The 18,046-nt window shown below is 67.8% G+C and carries 17 protein-coding genes and 1 pseudogene; 13 read left to right on the plus strand and 5 right to left on the minus strand.

All coding sequences use genetic code 11. The features are described 5' to 3' along the window. Positions 1-7: 7 nt before the first annotated feature. A complete protein-coding gene (locus tag ACIG5A_RS30050) occupies positions 8-205 on the plus strand; it encodes a hypothetical protein (RefSeq protein WP_397246112.1) in 198 nt (65 codons plus the stop codon). 3 nt (positions 206-208) lie between these two features. On the opposite strand, the gene ACIG5A_RS30055 is transcribed toward ACIG5A_RS30050, so the two are convergent. Next, positions 209-925: a uracil-DNA glycosylase gene (locus tag ACIG5A_RS30055; RefSeq protein ID WP_397246114.1), complete on the minus strand. Its 717-nt coding sequence runs from the start codon at positions 923-925 to the stop codon at positions 209-211. Further along, the gene (locus ACIG5A_RS30060; RefSeq protein WP_397246116.1) at positions 922-1,191 is read right to left on the minus strand and encodes a hypothetical protein; all 270 of its coding nucleotides are present in this window, start codon (positions 1,189-1,191) and stop codon (positions 922-924) included. The genes ACIG5A_RS30055 and ACIG5A_RS30060 overlap by 4 nt, the downstream gene beginning before the upstream one ends. 220 nt (positions 1,192-1,411) lie before the next feature. Here ACIG5A_RS30060 and ACIG5A_RS30065 point away from each other — a divergent pair, with 220 nt between their 5' ends. The 6 genes and pseudogenes from ACIG5A_RS30065 (at position 1,412) to ACIG5A_RS30090 (ending at position 7,951) form a co-directional block, all read left to right on the plus strand. Beyond that, complete coding sequence (locus tag ACIG5A_RS30065) at positions 1,412-1,852, plus strand: GyrI-like domain-containing protein (RefSeq protein WP_397246118.1); 441 nt, start codon at positions 1,412-1,414, stop codon at positions 1,850-1,852. After that, positions 1,852-2,286: an effector binding domain-containing protein gene (locus ACIG5A_RS30070; protein WP_397246120.1), complete on the plus strand. Its 435-nt coding sequence runs from the start codon at positions 1,852-1,854 to the stop codon at positions 2,284-2,286. Before ACIG5A_RS30065 ends, ACIG5A_RS30070 begins: the two co-directional genes overlap by 1 nt. Before the next feature lie 555 nt (positions 2,287-2,841). Further along, a pseudogene (locus tag ACIG5A_RS30075) lies at positions 2,842-4,723 on the plus strand (putative bifunctional diguanylate cyclase/phosphodiesterase). 9 nt (positions 4,724-4,732) lie between these two features. Further along, positions 4,733-5,722, plus strand: a complete 990-nt coding sequence (locus ACIG5A_RS30080) for a GAF domain-containing protein (protein WP_397246122.1) — start codon at positions 4,733-4,735, stop codon at positions 5,720-5,722. 74 nt (positions 5,723-5,796) lie between these two features. Further along, entirely contained in the window at positions 5,797-6,927 is a 1,131-nt protein-coding gene (locus tag ACIG5A_RS30085; protein WP_397246125.1) for a glycosyltransferase, read from the plus strand. A 163-nt stretch (positions 6,928-7,090) separates the two neighbouring features. Continuing rightward, positions 7,091-7,951, plus strand: coding sequence for an SDR family oxidoreductase (locus ACIG5A_RS30090; protein WP_397246127.1), 861 nt, complete (start codon positions 7,091-7,093; stop codon positions 7,949-7,951). A 3-nt stretch (positions 7,952-7,954) separates the two neighbouring features. Here the strand turns inward: ACIG5A_RS30090 and soxR are convergent, their stop codons facing one another. Further along, on the minus strand, positions 7,955-8,440 hold the full coding sequence (gene soxR, locus ACIG5A_RS30095) for a redox-sensitive transcriptional activator SoxR (RefSeq protein ID WP_397246129.1): 486 nt from the start codon (positions 8,438-8,440) through the stop codon (positions 7,955-7,957). Positions 8,441-8,618: 178 nt separating this feature from the next. Here soxR and arcA point away from each other — a divergent pair, with 178 nt between their 5' ends. Both arcA and ACIG5A_RS30105 read left to right on the plus strand, forming a co-directional pair. Next, entirely contained in the window at positions 8,619-9,860 is a 1,242-nt protein-coding gene (arcA, locus tag ACIG5A_RS30100) for an arginine deiminase (RefSeq protein ID WP_397246131.1), read from the plus strand. 7 nt (positions 9,861-9,867) lie between these two features. Further along, positions 9,868-10,227, plus strand: coding sequence for a GntR family transcriptional regulator (locus tag ACIG5A_RS30105; protein ID WP_397246133.1), 360 nt, complete (start codon positions 9,868-9,870; stop codon positions 10,225-10,227). A 50-nt stretch (positions 10,228-10,277) separates the two neighbouring features. Here the strand turns inward: ACIG5A_RS30105 and ACIG5A_RS30110 are convergent, their stop codons facing one another. Continuing rightward, positions 10,278-11,882, minus strand: a complete 1,605-nt coding sequence (locus ACIG5A_RS30110; protein ID WP_397246135.1) for a dolichyl-phosphate-mannose--protein mannosyltransferase — start codon at positions 11,880-11,882, stop codon at positions 10,278-10,280. A 318-nt stretch (positions 11,883-12,200) separates the two neighbouring features. Between ACIG5A_RS30110 and rsmI the strand changes: the two genes are divergently transcribed. The 3 genes from rsmI (at position 12,201) to ACIG5A_RS30125 (ending at position 15,256) form a co-directional block, all read left to right on the plus strand. Next, a complete protein-coding gene (gene rsmI / locus ACIG5A_RS30115) occupies positions 12,201-13,073 on the plus strand; it encodes a 16S rRNA (cytidine(1402)-2'-O)-methyltransferase (RefSeq protein ID WP_397246137.1) in 873 nt (290 codons plus the stop codon). 418 nt (positions 13,074-13,491) lie between these two features. Continuing rightward, on the plus strand, positions 13,492-14,424 hold the full coding sequence (locus tag ACIG5A_RS30120; RefSeq protein WP_397246139.1) for an SMP-30/gluconolactonase/LRE family protein: 933 nt from the start codon (positions 13,492-13,494) through the stop codon (positions 14,422-14,424). A 76-nt stretch (positions 14,425-14,500) separates the two neighbouring features. Beyond that, positions 14,501-15,256 carry an isocitrate lyase/phosphoenolpyruvate mutase family protein gene (locus ACIG5A_RS30125; protein ID WP_397246141.1) on the plus strand — a complete coding sequence of 252 codons (756 nt, stop codon included), beginning with the start codon at positions 14,501-14,503 and terminating at the stop codon, positions 15,254-15,256. Between the two features lie 82 nt (positions 15,257-15,338). Here the strand turns inward: ACIG5A_RS30125 and metG are convergent, their stop codons facing one another. Continuing rightward, positions 15,339-16,898 (minus strand): methionine--tRNA ligase, encoded by a 1,560-nt coding sequence (metG, locus tag ACIG5A_RS30130; RefSeq protein ID WP_397246143.1) that lies wholly within the window; start codon positions 16,896-16,898, stop codon positions 15,339-15,341. Positions 16,899-17,061: 163 nt separating this feature from the next. Between metG and ACIG5A_RS30135 the strand changes: the two genes are divergently transcribed. Continuing rightward, entirely contained in the window at positions 17,062-17,889 is an 828-nt protein-coding gene (locus tag ACIG5A_RS30135; RefSeq protein WP_397246146.1) for a TatD family hydrolase, read from the plus strand. Positions 17,890-18,046 lie beyond the last annotated feature (157 nt).

Genomic DNA, 18,046 nt, shown 5'->3' on the forward strand with positions numbered 1-18,046 from the left:
GATCACAATGACACGTATCGGTATTTGGCTTGCCATTTTCGGGTTCGGCTCTTTGCTGCTGAACACGATCAACTATCACTTCATCATTTTGGCGTGGGCCGATGACATGCAGCCGGTATTCGGTATCGCGCTCGGCGTCGTCGGTGTGCTCGTCGCCATTGCCGGTGTGGTGATGGGGCAGGCGAAGAACACGCCGACCGGGTAGCGGTCAGCGCGGGAGCCCGGCCGCGTCGGCGGCCGAGCTCAGCACCGCCTCCAGCATGGCGGGGGTCAATTTTCCGGTGAAAGTGTTCTGCTGGCTTACGTGGTAGCAACCGAACAGCTCCAACGGATTTCGAGTCGGTTCGATCGGCATCAGCGTGACCCGCGCCCCGTGCCCGAATTTCGGACGCGGTCGCGGCACGATCCAGCCCGCGTCGGCGAGTACCGGCAGCAGCGCCTGCCAGCCGAATGCGCCGAGCACGACGACCGCACGCAGAGTCGGTGTGAGCAAGGCGAATTCGGTGTCGAGCCAATGGCGGCACCGGTCGCGTTCGTCCGGTGCCGGTTTGTTGTCCGGCGGCGCGCAATGCACCGGTGCGGTGATACGGACGCCGAGCAGTCGTAATCCGTCGTCGATATGGACGGCGGTCGGCTGATTGGCCAAACCCACCGAATGCAGTGCGGCGTAGAGGAAATCACCGCTGCGGTCGCCGGTGAACATGCGCCCGGTCCGGTTGGCGCCGTGCGCGGCGGGCGCGAGCCCGACGATCAGCATGCGCGCGTCCGCGGGGCCGAAACCGGGAACGGCGCGCCCCCAGTAGGTCTCGTCGCGGAACGCGGCCCGCTTCTCGCGGGCGACGAGTTCGCGCCAGGCGACCAGACGCGGGCAGGCGCGGCAGTCGGCGACCGCCGCGTCCAGCTCGGCGATGGTGCGGCAGGTCATCCGGGTGACAGCGTTCCGGTGAGATGGTCGTAGGCGACGTGCGCGTGCAGCCGTACTCCGGCGGCCAACGTGTCGTCGTCGGCGTAGATGTGCGGGTTGTGGTTCATCGCCATCGTGGCGGTGGCGTTGTAGGCCTGCGCGGTGTGTCCGGCCAGTGTGCCGAGCCGCCGCTGCACCTCGGCCATATCGGATTCCACCGCGCAGCGCTGGTCGGCGACTTCCGCCGTGCGCCGGTCGAGCTCGTCGTGGCCGGCCGAGGTTGTCATTCGCCGGACTCCCATCGTGGGTGTGCGAGGTAGCGGGCGATCCGCGTGAGACGCGCCACAAGATCATCATGCCCCCGTCGCGTCGTCGGCGTGCCGGATAACGAGCTGGTCATGTGCGCCGTTGCGCGAGGTCCTGCTTGATAGCATGGCCTTTCTGACCGAACCGGATGCGGGCCGGGACAACCGCGGGCCCCCGGATTCACCTCGAGAGAGTCCTTCCATGCAGTTTGAAATCGTCGAGCGGGACGAAACGTGGGTTGCCGGGCTGCCGGTGCGCAGCCCCAAACGCGCGCTCGGTGAACTGCGTGATCACGACCTCGAGGCGGCCTGGGCCACGGTGCTACACCAGGAGCTCGGCGGCCCGCTGGCCAGCGCGTATACCGACTACACCGGCGAGCTCGGCACCTACAACACCCAGATCGTCGGCTACCAGTGCGCCTCCTTCGCCGACGTGACCCGCGGGCATCTGGTAGCGAAGCTGCCGCGCGGCACCTATGCGCGCTTCTCCTCGGTGGGTAACTTTCCGCAGGTGATGACCGACCTGTGGACCCAGATCGCCTTTGCCGAGGAGCACAACCAGATCAAGCGGACCCACACCGGTGATTTCGAGTGTTATCCGCATGCGTACAAGATCGATCTGTATCTGGCGGTCGAACTCTGATGACGTACACGATCGCGGTGCGCGGTGAGGCGATCTACGGCGGCCTGGTGGTGCCGCGGGTGCGCCCGAGCTTCAAGGTCAGCAACAGCGACCTCATCGAGTTCCTCAAGGACCGGCTGCGCGATCGGGCGCGACCGGATCACCCCATGTACACGGTCTATGTGCCCGACCCGTCCGGGAACTACAACGCGATGGTCTGCTTCGACTATCCGGAGCCGGAAGCCGTGCCGGTGGGCGACGTGCTGGTCCGGGTGCCGAAGGGCGTCTACGCCCGCTTCGAGCCCAACGGCGATTACCACGATCCGGTGGAGGACGTGTGGGCCCAGGTGGACGATGCCACCGCCTCGGCCGAGATCACCCGCGCCTATCGGGAAGAGGTAGAGGTCTGGCGCGGGCCGGAATCGGTGGAGCTGTTCATCTCCATCCTGGTGTGAATTACGAGTGCGCCTCGATTCCATCCAGGTGGAACTTGCTGACAGTTAGCCGACTGAGGACCAACTGGTCTCCATGTTTTATCCGTTACCGGACAGCAACGATTTGACCTGGGGATTTATCGGGGCGCGCGCTCTGGTTTCGGAATATTTGCCAGATGCCTGTTCAATTCCTGCTGGATGAACGATACTGCCCTAGGCACCTCACCGCGCGCGTGTCGTCAGGTGGGTGAGCCGGATGGCTCGACGACAGCGCCCGGCGCGCAGTAACGGAGTAGGAAGACCATGACTTTCGGAGCGATCCCAGTCGCCCCGGCGGCCGCCCACGGCGCGGGCACGCCGCGCGATTCCGAGGTAAGGCGGCTCGAAGCGTGACGTCCGGCGATCCGCTGCGCGGCGCGGATACACTGTGCGCACTTCCGAGTCGCTTCCTGGACTTACCGGGAGTGCGTGAGCATGAGACCATGGCGTTGGTACCGCGCCTGAGCTATGCGGTAGCTGCCACTGTCCGTAACCGACGGCGTCTGGTGCCGGGCGCGGACACTCGTAGTTAGCGCGATGGGAGACAAGGTGCCTCGGCGGACGCTCGACTCGTTGGTGACCCAAGTCGCCTCTGAGCTGATGGGTGTCGACGCCACGACCATGGTGGCGGCAACCGAGCGTGTGCTGGCCAAACTGGTCGAACATTTCGACGTCGATTACAGCTATCTGCGGCATACCGACCGCGAACTACGAGCAACCGTGCTTGTCGCGGAATGGCCACGCCGCCCGCACATTCCGGAACCCGATCCGCTGCACACCATGTACTTCGACGGGCCGCACACCATCTTCCGCACGGTGGAGAATCAGACCGAGCCGATCATCACCGGCCCGACGCCGATGTGTGGCCAGCTGCGCGAGGCGATCGGCTGGGATCCGTCGATCGCCGACCTCACCTCGGCCTCGGTGCCGCTGATCTCCCGCGGCGAGCCCACCGGCCTACTCGGCTTCGTCAAAGCGGGCGACCGGGAGTGGAGCACGCGAGAGATCAATGTGCTCAAGGCGATTGCCGCGCTCTTCGCCCAGCTACAGGCGAGAGTGGTAGCCGAGGAGCAGCTGCGCTACATCGCGCTGCACGACGATCTGACCGGCCTGGCGAATCGGCGGGCGCTGCTGGAGCATATGGAAGATCGATTACGTGCGGGCAGTCCCGGCCCGGTCGCGACGTTCTTCCTCGACCTGGACCGGCTCAAGGCGCTCAACGACTTTCTCGGTCACACCGCGGGTGACAACTTCATCCGCAGCCTGTCCGCCCGGCTGCGTGAGCACCTCGATCCGAACGACATGATCGCGCGGCTCGGCGGCGACGAATTCGTCATCGTGCCCGCCAAACCGATGGATGCGGTGGCCGCCGAGCTGGAGGCGGTGCGGATCCAGCAGCTGATCGGGCGTCGCGTCGTGGTCGGCGGTGAATCGGTGAGCAGACGCGCCAGTGTCGGTGTCGCGGTGGGCATGCCGGGGGAGACCACGGTCGCCGACCTGCTGCGCGGCGCCGATCACGCGCTGCTCTCCGCGAAATCCGGTGGCGGCAACGGTGTCGCGGTGTTCACCGACGCGATGCGCGCCCAGTTCGAGCTCCAGGACGATGTCGAGCTGAACCTGCGCGGCGCCGTCGCCGACGGCTCGATGCTGCTGCAACTATCAGCCCGAGGTCGACCTGCGCACCGGCCGGATCGTCGCGCTGGAGGCGCTGGTTCGCTGGCTGCATCCGACCAGGGGCCTGCTGCCGCCCGCGGCGTTCGTCACCGTGGCCGAGGCGACCAATCTCGCTGGGGAACTGGGCCGCTGGGTGATCCGCTCGGCGTGCGCGCAGTTCGCGGAGTGGCGCAGGCGTGGCCTGGCGGGGAATGTGGTGATGCGGATCAACGTGTCGCCGGTGCAGTTGGTCAGCCTGGATTTCGTCGAGCGCATCGAGGACATCCTTCGCCTCTTCGGAATCGACGGCAGCTCGGTGTGTTTGGAGATCACCGAGCACGTGGTGGTGCAGGATCTGGCGCGCACCCAGGTCACGCTGCGCGGGCTCAAGCGGATGGGCGTGCAGATCGCCATCGACGACTTCGGCACGGGATACAGCTCGCTGTCGCACCTCAAGGCGCTCCCGGTGGACGCGGTGAAGATCGACCGCGGTTTCGTGCAGCGCCTCGGGGCGAGCACCGACGACCTGGCCATCGTGAAATCCATTATCGGCCTTGCCGGTTCGTTCGGACTCGGGGTGGTCGGCGAGGGTGTCGAGACACCGGTCGCCGCGCGCACCCTGGTCGGTCTCGGTTGCTATCGGGCGCAGGGCTTCCTGATCGCCAGGCCGATGCCCGCCGATGAGGTGGAGGCACACCTCGCGGTCGGCCGGATACCCCTCGACCTCGACCTGCCGCGGGTCGGCCGCGGTCAGTCGGCGCGCTGAGCGGGTGCCGTGGCCGAATCCGACTGGTTGCTGATCGAAACACTCACCGCCACAGCGGAACCGACGGTGGTCGCGGACGGAGCGCGCATCAAGGACTGGGCGGCTCAGCTGCGGGTGCGCAAGGAGTTCGGCGCGACGGTACCGCTGCGCATCGTCGAGGTGGTGCGGCGCGCTCGCGAGACGGGGTGCGCCGAGACGCGGGCCGAGGGCGGGATCACCGTCACCGCGGTGCCGGTGCGCTGCGCGTTCGACGAGGTGCACGGGGTGCAGGTGTGGGTGGGACCGGAGGGTGATGTCCCGCCGCCGCGGCCGCGGGTCGCGGCGTGGGACTGGGACGCGGACAGCGAATTGGCACACCACGGGCCGGGTTTGGAGGAGCTGGTGTTCGCCAGGGCGCCCGAGGACGTGCGGGTGATCCGCACGCCACCGGAGGCCTTCGGCCGGATGGTGCGCTTCGACGGCCGCATCGAATACTTCGCCATGGTCGCCACGCTCGACGGCCGCTACCAGGGCGATGTCGACATGATCGGCGACGACGACCGTGTCCGCACCTTCCAGATGGTGACCAGGGGCGATCCACTCGACCGCAGGGTCAGGGCGCTGATGCACCTGCTCGCCGACGACCCGCTGATCGCGCCCGGCATGGATATGCAGATGATGCGGGCGGTATCGCGCAGGAGCACCAGGCTCGAACACGCCGACGACGGCGTCGGATTCGTCTGGCTTGCTTCGGGTCTCATCTACGAGTGGACGCGAACCCCGTCGCCGCCACTCGACCGCTGGGCCACCGAGCTGCCGAAACTGCATCCCGACGACGCGCCCGCCTATCTCGCCGTCTGCGATGAACTGTCCGGCGGGGCCGGACAGGGCAGGCAGGTGTCGCTGCGGGTGCGTTTCGACGACACCGAGTGGATCGCCGTCTCGGCGGAGTTGCGGCCGGTGCTGCCACTGCGGAGCGGGCATGCGCTGCTGCGGATTCGGCGGGAAGAACCGAACTAGTCTTTCACTGCTGTTCACGCCCCGTTGAGCGGATCGGTCCCGGCGGTAACCCGATTCGCTGCACGATCGGCGGCGTGCGCATCGTTCAGCTGGCGAATTTCTATGGCCCGCGGTCGGGTGGTTTGCGCACCGCACTGCATCATCTCGGCGAGGGGTACGTGGCCGCCGGGCACGAGGTGGTGCTGATCGTGCCGGGGCCGCGCCGGGCCGAGGAGCTGCTCGGGACGGGCGTGGTGCGGGTTACGCTGCCCGCCTTGGCCATTCCGTGGACCGGCGGCTACCGCGCGGCCGATCCGCGCCGGGTCGCCGATGTGCTCGCCGGGCTGCGCCCCGATGTGCTCGAGGTATCGGATCGGCTGACGCTGCGCGGATTCGGCCGCTGGGCGCGGCGGCGCGAGGTGGCCAGCGTGATGATCTCGCACGAGCGGCTCGACCGGTTGCTCGGCCAGGTGCTGCCAGGCCCCGCGGCCCGCCGATGCGCCGATATCGCCAATCGGCGCACCGCCGCCGACTACGACATCGTGGTCTGCACCACGGAATTCGCGCGCGCGGAATTCCTGCGGATCGGCGCGCCCAATGTCGAACTCGTCCCGCTCGGTGTCGATCTCGAGCTGTTCAGCCCGCGCAGGCGCGACACCAGGCTGCGCGCCGATCTCGGCGAGCCGGGCCATCCGCTGCTCGTGCACTGTGGACGGCTCTCGCTGGAGAAACGGGTGGATCGCAGCATCGAGGCGGTCGGCGAGCTACGCAAGGCGGGGACCGAGGTCAGGCTCGTCGTCGCGGGCGACGGTCCCCGCCGTGAAGCGCTCGAGCGCCGCGCCCGCGCGCTGGCGCCACTCGCGTCCGGGCAGCGGGCCGTCCACTTCACCGGCTTCATCACCGATCGGTCGATGGTCGCGAAACTCCTTGCCACCGCCGATATCTCGCTCGCGCCGGGCCCGCACGAAACCTTCGGGCTCGCCGCGCTGGAGGCGCTCGCCGCGGGCACGCCGGTGGTCGCAAGCAAATCCTCCGCCCTCGCCGATATCGTCACCGCCGACTGCGGCGCCGTCGCCGCCGACGATCCAGGCGCCTTCGCCAAGGCCGTCACCGACGTGCTCGCGCTCCCCACCGCGGGCCGCCGCAAGGCCGCCCGCACCCGAGCCGAACAGTTCACTTGGCCCCGCGCCGTAGCAGGCATGCTCGCAGTCCTGAGCGGTGTTTGAAGCGATACCGGCGGATGCGCGAGGCGGCAACTGATTTCGTGAGCACATGGGTAACTTGTCGGGTACCGGCTGACCCGACCACGCTGGTACCGCCGGCCGCCGACGCTAATGTTTGTGGCATCTAGGTCTGGCCTGAAAACGCGGAGAGGCGGATGAGCGGCGGATGAGCACAGTGCGCAGGACGGTGCGGGGGGCGAAGGTACTCGTGACCGGAGCGGCGAGCGGGATCGGCCGCGCGACCGCACTCGCCGCCGCCGCGCAGGGCGCCGAGCTGGTGCTCACCGATATCAACGCCGACGGACTCGACGAGACCGTGCGCGAGATCCGCGCGACGGGCGGCACCGTACTGGTGGCGCAGGCCCTGGACATCACCGATTTCGATGCCGTCGCCGCCTTCGGCGCGCAGGTGCACGCCGAGCATCCCCGCCTCGATGTGGTGATGAACGTCGCGGGCACCTCCGCGTGGGGCACCGTCGAGAATCTCGAGCACAAGCACTGGCGGCGCATGGTCGACGTCAACCTGATGGGCCCGATCCACGTCATCGAGACCTTCGTGCCGCCGATGGTGCACGCGGGCAAGGGTGGTGCGCTGGTCAACGTCTCCTCGGCGGCGGGGCTGCTCGCGCTGCCATGGCACGCCGCCTACAGCGCGGGCAAGTACGGTATCCGCGGCGTCTCCGAGGTGCTGCGTTTCGACCTTGCCCGCCATGGCATTTCGGTGCACCTGGTGGTGCCCGGCGCGGTGGACACCCCGCTGGTGCACACCTTCGAACTGGTCGGCGTCGACAAGGACGACCCACGGGTGCGCCGCCTCACCTCGGCGTTCACCAAGCACGCGGTGTCGCCGGAGCAGGTGGCCACGGCGATCCTGCGCGGTATCGAACGCAACCGATTCCTGGTCTACACCTCGTTCGACATCCGCTTCGGCTACTGGTGGGCACGCAAATTCGCGTGGCCGTACGAAATCGTCATGCGCCGCGCAGGCGATCGGTTCAACAGGCTGCTCGCCGTTCCCCGGCGGTGAGGTTCAGCAGGCGGTCGTGCGCCCCGGGCAGTTGAGCTGCACGTCGAGCACGCGGGCGCCGGGTCCCTCGGTGCCGAGCCGGTCGTGCTCGTTGACGAGTTTGCAGCTGCCGAGCGATAGGCAGCCGCAGCCGATGCAGCCGGTCAGGTTGTCGCGCAGGCGAGTCAGCTGGGTGATGCGGTCGTCGAGATCGGCGCGCCAGTTGGTGGACAGCGTTTCCCAGTCGCGGCGGGTCGGGGTGCGGCCCTCCGGCAATTGATCGAGGGCCGCGCGGATTTCGCTGAGGGGGATGCCGACCCGCTGGGAGATACGGATGAAGGCGACCCTGCGCAGCGTCTCGCGCGCGTATCTGCGCTGATTTCCGCTGGTGCGGCGGCTCGAGATGAGACCTTCGCGTTCGTAGAAGTGCAACGCGGAAACCGCCACTCCGCTACGCTCGGACAGCTGACCGGGGGTCAGTTCTTTCGCTCGCCAATCGGCCGTCGTCATGCACACTCCTCCATTCAGCTCAACAATACTTCAGGTTAGGGTGTGCTTGTGCCGGTTTGCCGGGATCGGACATAGCGGTCACCCGCGTCCGTTGGGCGAGGCATTCGGTTGGCAACGGATCGGCATGGGAAGGCGGGAATTCCGTGCTCGAGGGGCCGCGGGGAACTACGGTCGGAGCATGGGAGACGATCCTGCCGCGCACCTATCGGTTACCTCTGAGGTCGGCGGCTTGCGCACGGTGCTACTGCACCGGCCGGGTGACGAACTGCGCAGGCTAACCCCGCGCAACAACGATCAGCTACTTTTCGACGGCATCCCGTGGGTGGAACGCGCCCAGCAGGAGCACGATATTTTCGCGGGTGTCCTGCGCGACCGCGGTGTCGAGGTGCTGCTGCTGGCCGACCTGCTCGCCGAGACGCTCGCCGTCAGCGGCGCCGCCCGCATCCAGGGCATCTCCGCGGCGGTGGACGCGCGCAGGCTCGGGCACGCGCTGGCCGACGAACTCGCCGCATTCCTGCGCGGGGTGCGGGCACGGGAGCTGGCGAACATCCTGATGGCGGGGATGACCTTCGACGAGCTGCCCTTCGGTGAGGACGCCGCCTCGCTGGTGCGCCGCATGCACCACGGCGCGGACTTCGTCATCGATCCGCTGCCGAACCTGTTGTTCACCAGGGACTCCTCGTTCTGGATCGGGCCGCGCGTCGCGATCACCTCGCTCGCCCTGCCGGCCCGGGCACGCGAAACCTCGCTGACCGACCTGATCTACGCCTTCCATCCCCGGTTCCTCGGCGTGCGCCGCGCCTACGAATCCCATACCGCGCCGATAGAAGGTGGCGACGTACTGCTGCTCGCGCCGGGCGTCGTCGCGGTCGGCGTCGGCGAGCGCACCTCGCCCGCGGGCGCGGAAGCCTTGGCGCGCAGCCTGTTCGACGACGATCTCGCGCACACCGTGCTCGTGGTGCCGATCGCGCAGAACCGCGCGACCATGCACCTGGACACGGTGTGCACCATGGTCGACGTCGATGCCGTGGTGATGTACCCGGCCGTGCGTGATTCGCTGTGCGCGTTCACGATCCACCGCGACGACGACTACGGCGGGCGCAACGGCCACGGCCGGGTGAGCATGCGCGGCCCCGACCCGTTCCTGCCCGCGGCGGCCGAGGCGATGGGCATCGGCAAACTGCGGGTCATCGACACCGGGCTGGATGGCGTCACCGCCGAACGCGAGCAGTGGGACGACGGCAACAACACCCTGGCACTCGCGCCGGGCGTGGTCGTCGCCTACGAACGCAACGAGATGACCAACGCGCGGCTGGAAGACGCCGGTATCGAGGTGCTGCGGATCCCAGGATCGGAAATCGGTTCCGGCCGAGGCGGTCCGCGCTGCTTGTCTTGTCCACTGTCTCGGGATGAGGTGTGACCTTGTCATGTTCAGCATCACGGTTTCGCACGACTCCGCGGTTCCGCCGTATGAGCAACTGCGGCTCGGCATCATCGCGCAGGTCCGTTCCGGCGAGCTGACGGCGGGCACCAAGATCCCGACCGTGCGTGCGCTGGCCGCGCAGCTGAGCCTCGCGCCGAATACGGTGGCCCGCGCCTATCGCGAGCTGGAGGCCGACGGGGTGGTGGAGACCAGGGGCAGGCAGGGGTCGTTCATCGCCTCCTCCGGTGACCCGACCCGCGATCTGGCCGGGCGGGCCGCCACCGATTACGTGTCGGTGGTGCGCAGGCTCGGGCTCGACGACGAAACCGCTGTGCGCTACATCAAATCCGCGCTGGAAGGCTAGCGGCGCGAAGCGCCTCCATCGGGGGTGGTGGGAGGGCTCGGGCTCGAGGGCTAGCGCCAGCTGGGCAGCCAGAGATGGTCGTGCCAGTTGCCGGTGGTGATGGGTAGTGCGGTGAGGATCGGCCACAGCCAGATGAAGTTGGCGATCACCAGGCCCAGATACAGGCTCACCGCGACCAGGCCGAGCGAGTACCGCTCGTTCGGCGCCACCGGGAGATAGGTGCCCGCCGGACTGCGCGGTATCCCCGGCTGCCTGGCGGGGCCGAGTACGTCGCCGAGCACCAGTGCCATCCCCATCACCAGGAACGGTGCGAGCGGGACCGCGTAGAAGTAGTACATCTGCCGGTCGAGGGTGAGGAACCAGGGCAGCAGCCCGGCGCCGTATCCGACCAGGACCGCGGCATAGCGCCAGTCGCGGCGGACCACCGTGCGCCACAGCATCCAGCCGAGCACCGGGAACGCCAGCCACCAGATGGCAGGCGTGCCGATCAGCATCACGGCCTTCACGCACTGGGTCTGGCCGCAGCCGGTGACGCCGGAATCGGCGTAGTAGTACAGCATCGGGCGCAGACCCATCGGCCAGGTCCACGGCTTGGACTCCCACGGGTGGTGGTTGCCCGCCGAATTGGTCAGCCCCTCATGGAATTTCAGCACTTCACCGTGGTAGAACCAGAGCGAGCGCAGCGCGTCGGGAAGGAAGCCGAAGAACCCGCCGGTGCCGACCTGATTGCCCACCGCGTACCGGTCGATGCCGGTCTCGCTGGAATACCAGGCCCAGTAGCAGGCGAGATACAGCCCGATCGGTATCACGATGAGTGCGTAGAGCGAGGGCCCCAGATCGCGCAGGCCGGTGCCGACCCAGGGCCGCCGCACGCCGTATGTGCGCCGCGCCGAGATGTCGAAGGCGACCGTGAGCAGCAGGAACGCGATCGCGAAGTACAAACCGGACCACTTGGTGCCGCAGGCCAATCCGAGCAGCACGCCCGCGCCGAATCTCCACCAGCGCACGCCGAGGCGTGGGCCGAACGGGCTCGCGCCGATTCGGCCCTCGGCATCGACCAGGGCCATCCTGGCCCGCACCTGATCGCGGTCGACGATCAGGCAGCCGAACGCGGAGGTGACGAACAGGGCAAGGAAGATGTCGAGCATGCCGACGCGCGAGGACACGAAGGTGAGCCCGTCCGCGATGAGCAGAATGCCGGCGATCGCGCCGACCAGGGTGGAGCGCGCCATCCGCCGCACGATCCGAATCACCAGCAGCACCACTATGGTTCCGGCCATCGCCGAGGCGAACCGCCAGCCCCAGCCGTTGTAGCCGAACAGGAATTCGCCGACGGCGATCAGCTGCTTGCCGATCGGGGGATGCACCACCAGCCCGTAACCCGGGTTGTCCTCGATCCAGCCGCCGGTCAGCACCTGCCAGCCTTGCGGTGCGTAATGCTTCTCGTCGAAGACCGGCGTGCCCGCGTCGGTCGGATAGTTGAGCATGGTGAACCGCGTCACCGCCGCGATCGCGGTGAGGAAGGCCGTCACCAGCCAGCCGCGCAGCGTATCGGTGGGACCGAAGTCGGGCGATGGGCGCAGTGCCGAGGGGCTCGACCAGGAGGGTCCGGCCCCGAACGGTGCGGTCGCGCGCTGGTCGGTCACCTGGGTCACGCCCCCGATCGTAAGCCGTGCCGGCCAGCAGGTCCCGCATCGGTGAGTCCGGCGCATGTCAACGCGCCCCAGTTGGCCGGTGGCGCTGTCCCTCGAATTCCGGACGAGCGCAAGGGCCGGGGTGCGCGGTGGATGCGGTCGGGTATGCGATGTCGGTGGTCGGTCGTGGGATGTCGCCGGTTGCCGGGCACGGCCGGTTGCCGCGTGGACGACGGTGCGGGACGCGTGGGTGTGGACATGGGGTGGAGTAGACGTGTCGCCAGGTCGATAGGCTACTCGGCGGGGATGCGGCGATCAGGCGATGTGGACGGGAGCACGGTGGCAGCGGAGGCGACTCGGGAGTCGGACGCGGCGGGCAGGTTGGTGCTCGCGGCGACGCCGATGGGCGATGTCGGCGACGCCTCGCAGCGGTTGCGCGACGCGCTCGGCTCGGCCGATATCGTCGCCGCCGAGGACACGCGGCGCACCCGCGCGCTGGCCAAGGCGCTCGGCATCGAGATCACCGGGCGGGTGGTCAGCTTCTACGACCACGTGGAGACCGCGCGCATTCCGGCACTGCTCGGCGATATCGAGGCCGGGCGCACCGTGCTGCTGGTGACCGATGCGGGCATGCCGTCGGTGAGCGACCCTGGCTACCGGATGGTCGCGGCCTGCGTCGAACGGGACCTGCCGGTGACCTGCCTGCCCGGCCCCTCCGCCGTCACCACCGCGCTCGCCCTCTCCGCGCTGCCGGTGGAACGCTTCTGCTTCGACGGTTTCCCGCCGCGCAAATCCGGCCAGCGCCGAGAGTGGCTGCGCGCCTTGGCCACCGAACCGCGCGCCTGCGTCTTCTTCGAGGCGCCGCATCGGCTGGCCGACTGTCTCGCGGACGCCGTCGACGTGCTCGGCCCCGACCGGCGCGCCGCCGTCTGCCGCGAGCTCACCAAGACCTACGAGGAGGTCGTCCGCGGCACCCTCGCCGAACTCGCCGCCTGGGCCGTCGACGGCGCCCGCGGCGAGATCACCGTGGTTCTCGAAGGCGCGCAACCGAAGTCGGCCGATCCCGTCGACCTCGTCGACGAGGTCGAAGCCCTCGTCGAATCCGGCTTGCGCCTGAAAGACGCCTGCGCCCAACTGGCCACCGAATCCGGCGTCTCCCGCCGCGAACTCTACGACGCCGTCCTCGCCGCCCGCCGCAACGGGCAGGAATGACCGCTCCTGCCAAGGGATGCGATCCGGGAATGCGGGTGGCCGAGGCGGTGGCGATGACTGACCTGCCGACGGCGCAACCGGCGATACCTCTGTTGGCGCGCGGACTCGAAAGATGTTGGCATCCGCGACCGTCGGCCTGAACCGGTGTGGGCCACATCGGCGCCGTGCCCGAATAGGCGGGATCACAACTCCGCCGAGGAATGTTGTCGCAGGGTGCACAAATGTCGGTGATTCACTGATCTTCGGCGCGGTGGCTGGCTAGTCTCGCGTCGGAAAGCGCTCGAGGCAGTACGAGATTCGTCGAGCGCAGTCATATGGCCGTTGATTGCGGTGTGTCGCACGGCCATTCGACTGCGCTCGGCGAACGAGGCGGCACTGGTGGGTGGCGTTGGTACAGGCGTGAGGGGAGAAGTGCGCCATGGTGATTCGGGTGGCCGCGGCCAAAGGGGTGCTCGCGGTGCAGTTGTGCCTCGCGCTCGCGGTGGCCGGTGCGGGTGCCGCGGTGGCCGAGCCGGACGAGGTGGCGGGATGCGGCAGGTGGTCGGCGACGACGGTGGCGTCCGGGTATTCGATGCTGGAGAACCTGGCGTTCGATGGGCGCGGTGGGATGCTGCTTTCCGAGCTGGCGCTGTCGAGTTCCGGTGGCGCGGTGCATGTGCTGCGTGCGGACGGTACTCGCGCGGTGGTGGCGTCGGTGAATCACCCTGGCGGCCTTGTGGTTTCCGGGGGCACCGCCTATGTCGCGGCAGGGGGTGATTTCACGCTCGGCGGTCCAGGCAAATCCGACGGCGCTATCGAGGCGATCGATCTGGACAGCGGCGCCGTCTCGACGGTGGCCTCCGGGCTGACCGCGCCCAATGGACTGGCCCGGCTGCCCGACGGCGGGTTCGTGGTGAGCCGCGATATCGGCAGCCCGACCACCCTCACCCGAGTGGCGCGCGACGGGTCGGGCGCGCACACGCTCGCGCCCGGCCTCACCTCGACCAACGGTCTCGCCTACGATCCTGTTCGCCGAAAGCTGTTCGTATCGACCACCTTCGAGTCCGTCACCACCCTCGCCGCCATCGACATCGATCATCCCGACACGCCACCGGCCCGCAGCACCGTCCCCGGTTTCGGCCTGCTCAACGCGGCCGACGACCTCACCGTCGGCAGTGACGGCAACGTCTATCTCGCACTGAACGTCGCGGGCCGCATCGTGCGCGTCGATCCCGACACCGGCAGCACCTGCACCATCGCCGACGGTCTCCCGTTCGCCACCTCGGCCCGCTTCGGTTCCGGACCCGGCTGGGACCCCGGCTCCCTCTACGTCACCAGTTTCCTCGGCACCGTAACCCGCCTGACTCCATGACCTTGGGAGTTCGCACCATCACCGCTGGGAGGAGGGTCTCATGGCGTGGGGGCAGCGGGCGCGGGATGATCGGGCTATGACTTCACTGGAGAGTAAGGCGAAGATTTTCCTGGAGCTGCATCAGCCCGGCGACCCGGGAGTATTTCCGACGGTGTGGGATGCCTGGTCGGCGAATCTCGCGGTGTCCGCCGGTTTTTCGGCGTTGACCCTCGGCAGCCATCCGGTAGGCGTTTCGGTCGGTCCCGGTGACAAGGAACAGATGACGTTTGCCGAATTGCTCGCCCGGGTTCGGCAGGTCACCGCGGCGGTCGAGGTTCCGGTGTCGGTCGATATCGAATCCGGTTACGGCCTCGAGCCCGCGCAGCTGATCGAGGGACTGCTGGAGGCGGGCGCGATCGGCCTCAATATCGAGGATTCGGTGCACAGCGAGGGTGACCGGCTGCGCGCACCGCAGGAGCATGCCGACCTCGTGCACGGCCTGCGCCAATTCGCCGACGCCGCGGGCGTGCATGTGGTGGTCAACGCGCGCACCGACCTGTTCCTGCGCAAGATCGGCGAGGACAGCGACCGCGTCGAGCGCGCCGTCGAACGCCTGCGGTTGTGCGTCGAAGCGGGCGCCGACTCGCTGTTCCCGGCGGGTGCGAGCCCCGATGCGGCCGAATTGGGCCGCCTCACCAGCGAACTGCCGCTTCCGATCAACGCCGTCGCGCACCCGGGCACGTCGGAGAAGGCCGTCCTCGCCGGGTTGGGTGTCGGCCGAATCAGCTTCGGCCCCTTGCTGCAACGCGCACTGGAACCCGAAGTGAATCGCCTGCTGGACCGCTGGAAGTAAGCGGCCGGTTGAATGCGCTAGCCGCGGCAGGGGGACGTGCGCTCGGTGTCCCAGGCGGGAATACCGCCTGGGACACCGGGTTTCAGTCCTTCGGCTCGAGGTAGCGCGGGTAGACCGGCTCCGGAGCGGGCAGCGGCGTGCCCGCCACGAGCGGGGTGGCGATATCGGCGAAGTCGCGGTTCTGCTGGGCGAGCAGGTCGAGGATCTTGGCCGCCGAGCCCGGCATCACCGGCTGGACCAGGATCGCCACGATGCGCACGACCTCGAGCGTCACATAGAGCACCGTCGCCATCCGCGCGAGATCGGCCTCGGTGCCCGACTTGCGCAGCGCCCACGGCGCCTGTGCGGAGAAGTACCGGTTCGTCTCGCCGAGCGTGAGCCAGATCGTCTCCAGCGCCACATGCATCTGCTGGCCGTCGAATTCGTCGCGGCAGCGGGCCAGCAAACCGTTTGCCCGATCGAGCAGCGCGCGATCGTCATCGGTGAACTCACCCGGCGCGGGGACGGCCGCATCGCAGTTCTTGTTCACCATGGTGAGGCTGCGCTGCACCAGGTTGCCGAATTCGTTGGCCAGATCCGCATTGATCCGCCCGACGATGGCCTCGTGGCTGTAGCTGCCGTCCTGGCCGTAGGAGATCTCGCGCAGCAGGAAGAACCGCACCGCGTCGAGGCCGTACGCGTCGACGAGCGCGAGTGGGTCGACGACGTTGCCGACCGACTTCGACATCTTCTCGCCCTTGTTGTACAGGAACCCGTGCACGAAAACGCGTTTCGGCAATTCCAGCCCGGCCGACATCAGGAACGCGGGCCAGTACACGGTGTGGAAGCGGGTGATGTCCTTGCCGACGATATGCACATCGGCGGGCCAGAACTTCTGGAACGCAACGGAATCCGTATCCGGATAGCCGACGCCGGTGATGTAGTTGGTGAGCGCGTCCACCCACACGTACATCACGTGATCGGGATGGCCCGGCACCGGCACACCCCAGTCGAAGGTGGTGCGCGAGATGGAAAGATCTTTCAGCCCCGCCTTCACGTAGCTGACGATCTCGTTGCGCCGCGTCGCGGGCAGGATGAATTCCGGGTGCTCCTCGTAGAGCGCGAGCAGCTTGTCCTGGTAGGCGGAGAGCCGGAAGAAGTAGTTCGACTCCTCGGTCCACTCGACCGGTGTCTTGGTGTCGGTGGAGATCCTGCTGCCGTCGTCGAGCAGCGTGGTCTCTTCCTCGGTGTAGAACGCTTCGTCGCGCACCGAGTACCAACCCGAGTAATTGCCGAGATAGATATCGCCGTTGGCGAGCATCCGCTCCCAGATCGCGATCGAGGCCACCTGGTGGTCCGCGTCGGTGGTGCGCATGAAGCGGTCGAAGGAGATGTCGAGCGACTTGTCCATCGCCTCGAACACGTCCGAATTGCGCGCCGCGAGCTCCTCCACCGGGATGCCTTCAGCGGCCGCGGTCTGCTGCATCTTCTGACCGTGCTCGTCGGTACCGGTCATGAAGAAGACATCGAACCCGTCGAGCCGCTTGAACCGGGCGATGGCGTCGGCCGAGATGTACTCGTACGCATGCCCGATATGCGGCGCACCGTTCGGGTACGCGATGGCCGTGGTGACATAAAAGGAGGGGCGGTCGGCTGCGCTCATGCCTGCGCCTCGCTGGCGCTCGGCTCCGGCATGACCGCACTGGCGGCTGTGTTCGTTGTTCGCTCGCTGCGCTCGCTCATGGTGTCACTACTGTAATGCGCGTGCCTTTTGACGCTCGCGTGAATATCCGCTCAACCGCGCTCGCCACCGTCGGCGGTGTGCGATGAACGGCAAGCGGCCTGCGCCGGAGCTGCCGGAACCCCTTGCGCCGCTGGTCGATGCGCATACCCACATCGATGCCTGCGGCGCGACCGATGCCGCGTCGGTGGCTCGGCTCGTCGACCGGGCGGCCTCGGTGGGCGTCGGGCAGGTGGTCACCGTCGCCGACGATCTGGCGGCCGCGCAGTGGGCGGTCAAGGCCGCACACTGGGACGACCGGGTGTACGCGGCGGTCGCTCTGCACCCGACCCGGGCCAATGCGCTCGACGAGGCGGCGAAGGCCGAGCTGGAACGCCTCGCGGTGGATCCGCGGGTGGTCGCGATCGGCGAGACCGGCCTCGACTACTACTGGCCCGGCAAGCTCGACGGCTGCGCCGATATCGAAACCCAGGTCGAGGGTTTCCGCTGGCATATCGATCTCGCCAAGCGGGTGCGCAAACCGCTGATGATCCACAATCGCGAGGCCGACCACGATTTGCTGACGGTGCTGCTCGACGAGGGCGCGCCGAGTCAGGTGATCTTCCATTGCTTTTCCTCGGATACGAATATGGCGCTGTCCTGCGTCGCGGAGGGCTACCTCCTCAGTTTCTCGGGCACCGTCAGCTTCAAGAACGCGCACGAGTTGCGTGAGGCCGCGAAAGTGGTGCCCGACGAGCTGATTCTGGTCGAAACCGATGCGCCGTATCTGACGCCGCATCCGTTCCGCGGTGCGCCGAACGAGTCGTACTGCCTGCCGTACACGGTGCGCGCGCTGGCCGAATTGCGCGAACAGGATCCGTTCGAGCTCGCCAAGATCACCACAGCGAACGCGCGGCGCGTCTACGGCATCTGATCGGCTATCGCATTTTCGCGACACGCCGGTGTTAGGGGCCTGGATATGCCGGGTGTGTTCTAGGTCACTACCATTGCGATGTTTTGTGATTTACCTGCGGTGTCGATATCGGTTCGTGATATTGAAAGCCGCAGTTCCCCACTCTTCGGTTGTCGAC

The sequence above is a fragment of the Nocardia sp. NPDC052566 genome, from assembly GCF_044547285.1.
In the GTDB taxonomy this organism is placed as follows: domain Bacteria; phylum Actinomycetota; class Actinomycetes; order Mycobacteriales; family Mycobacteriaceae; genus Nocardia.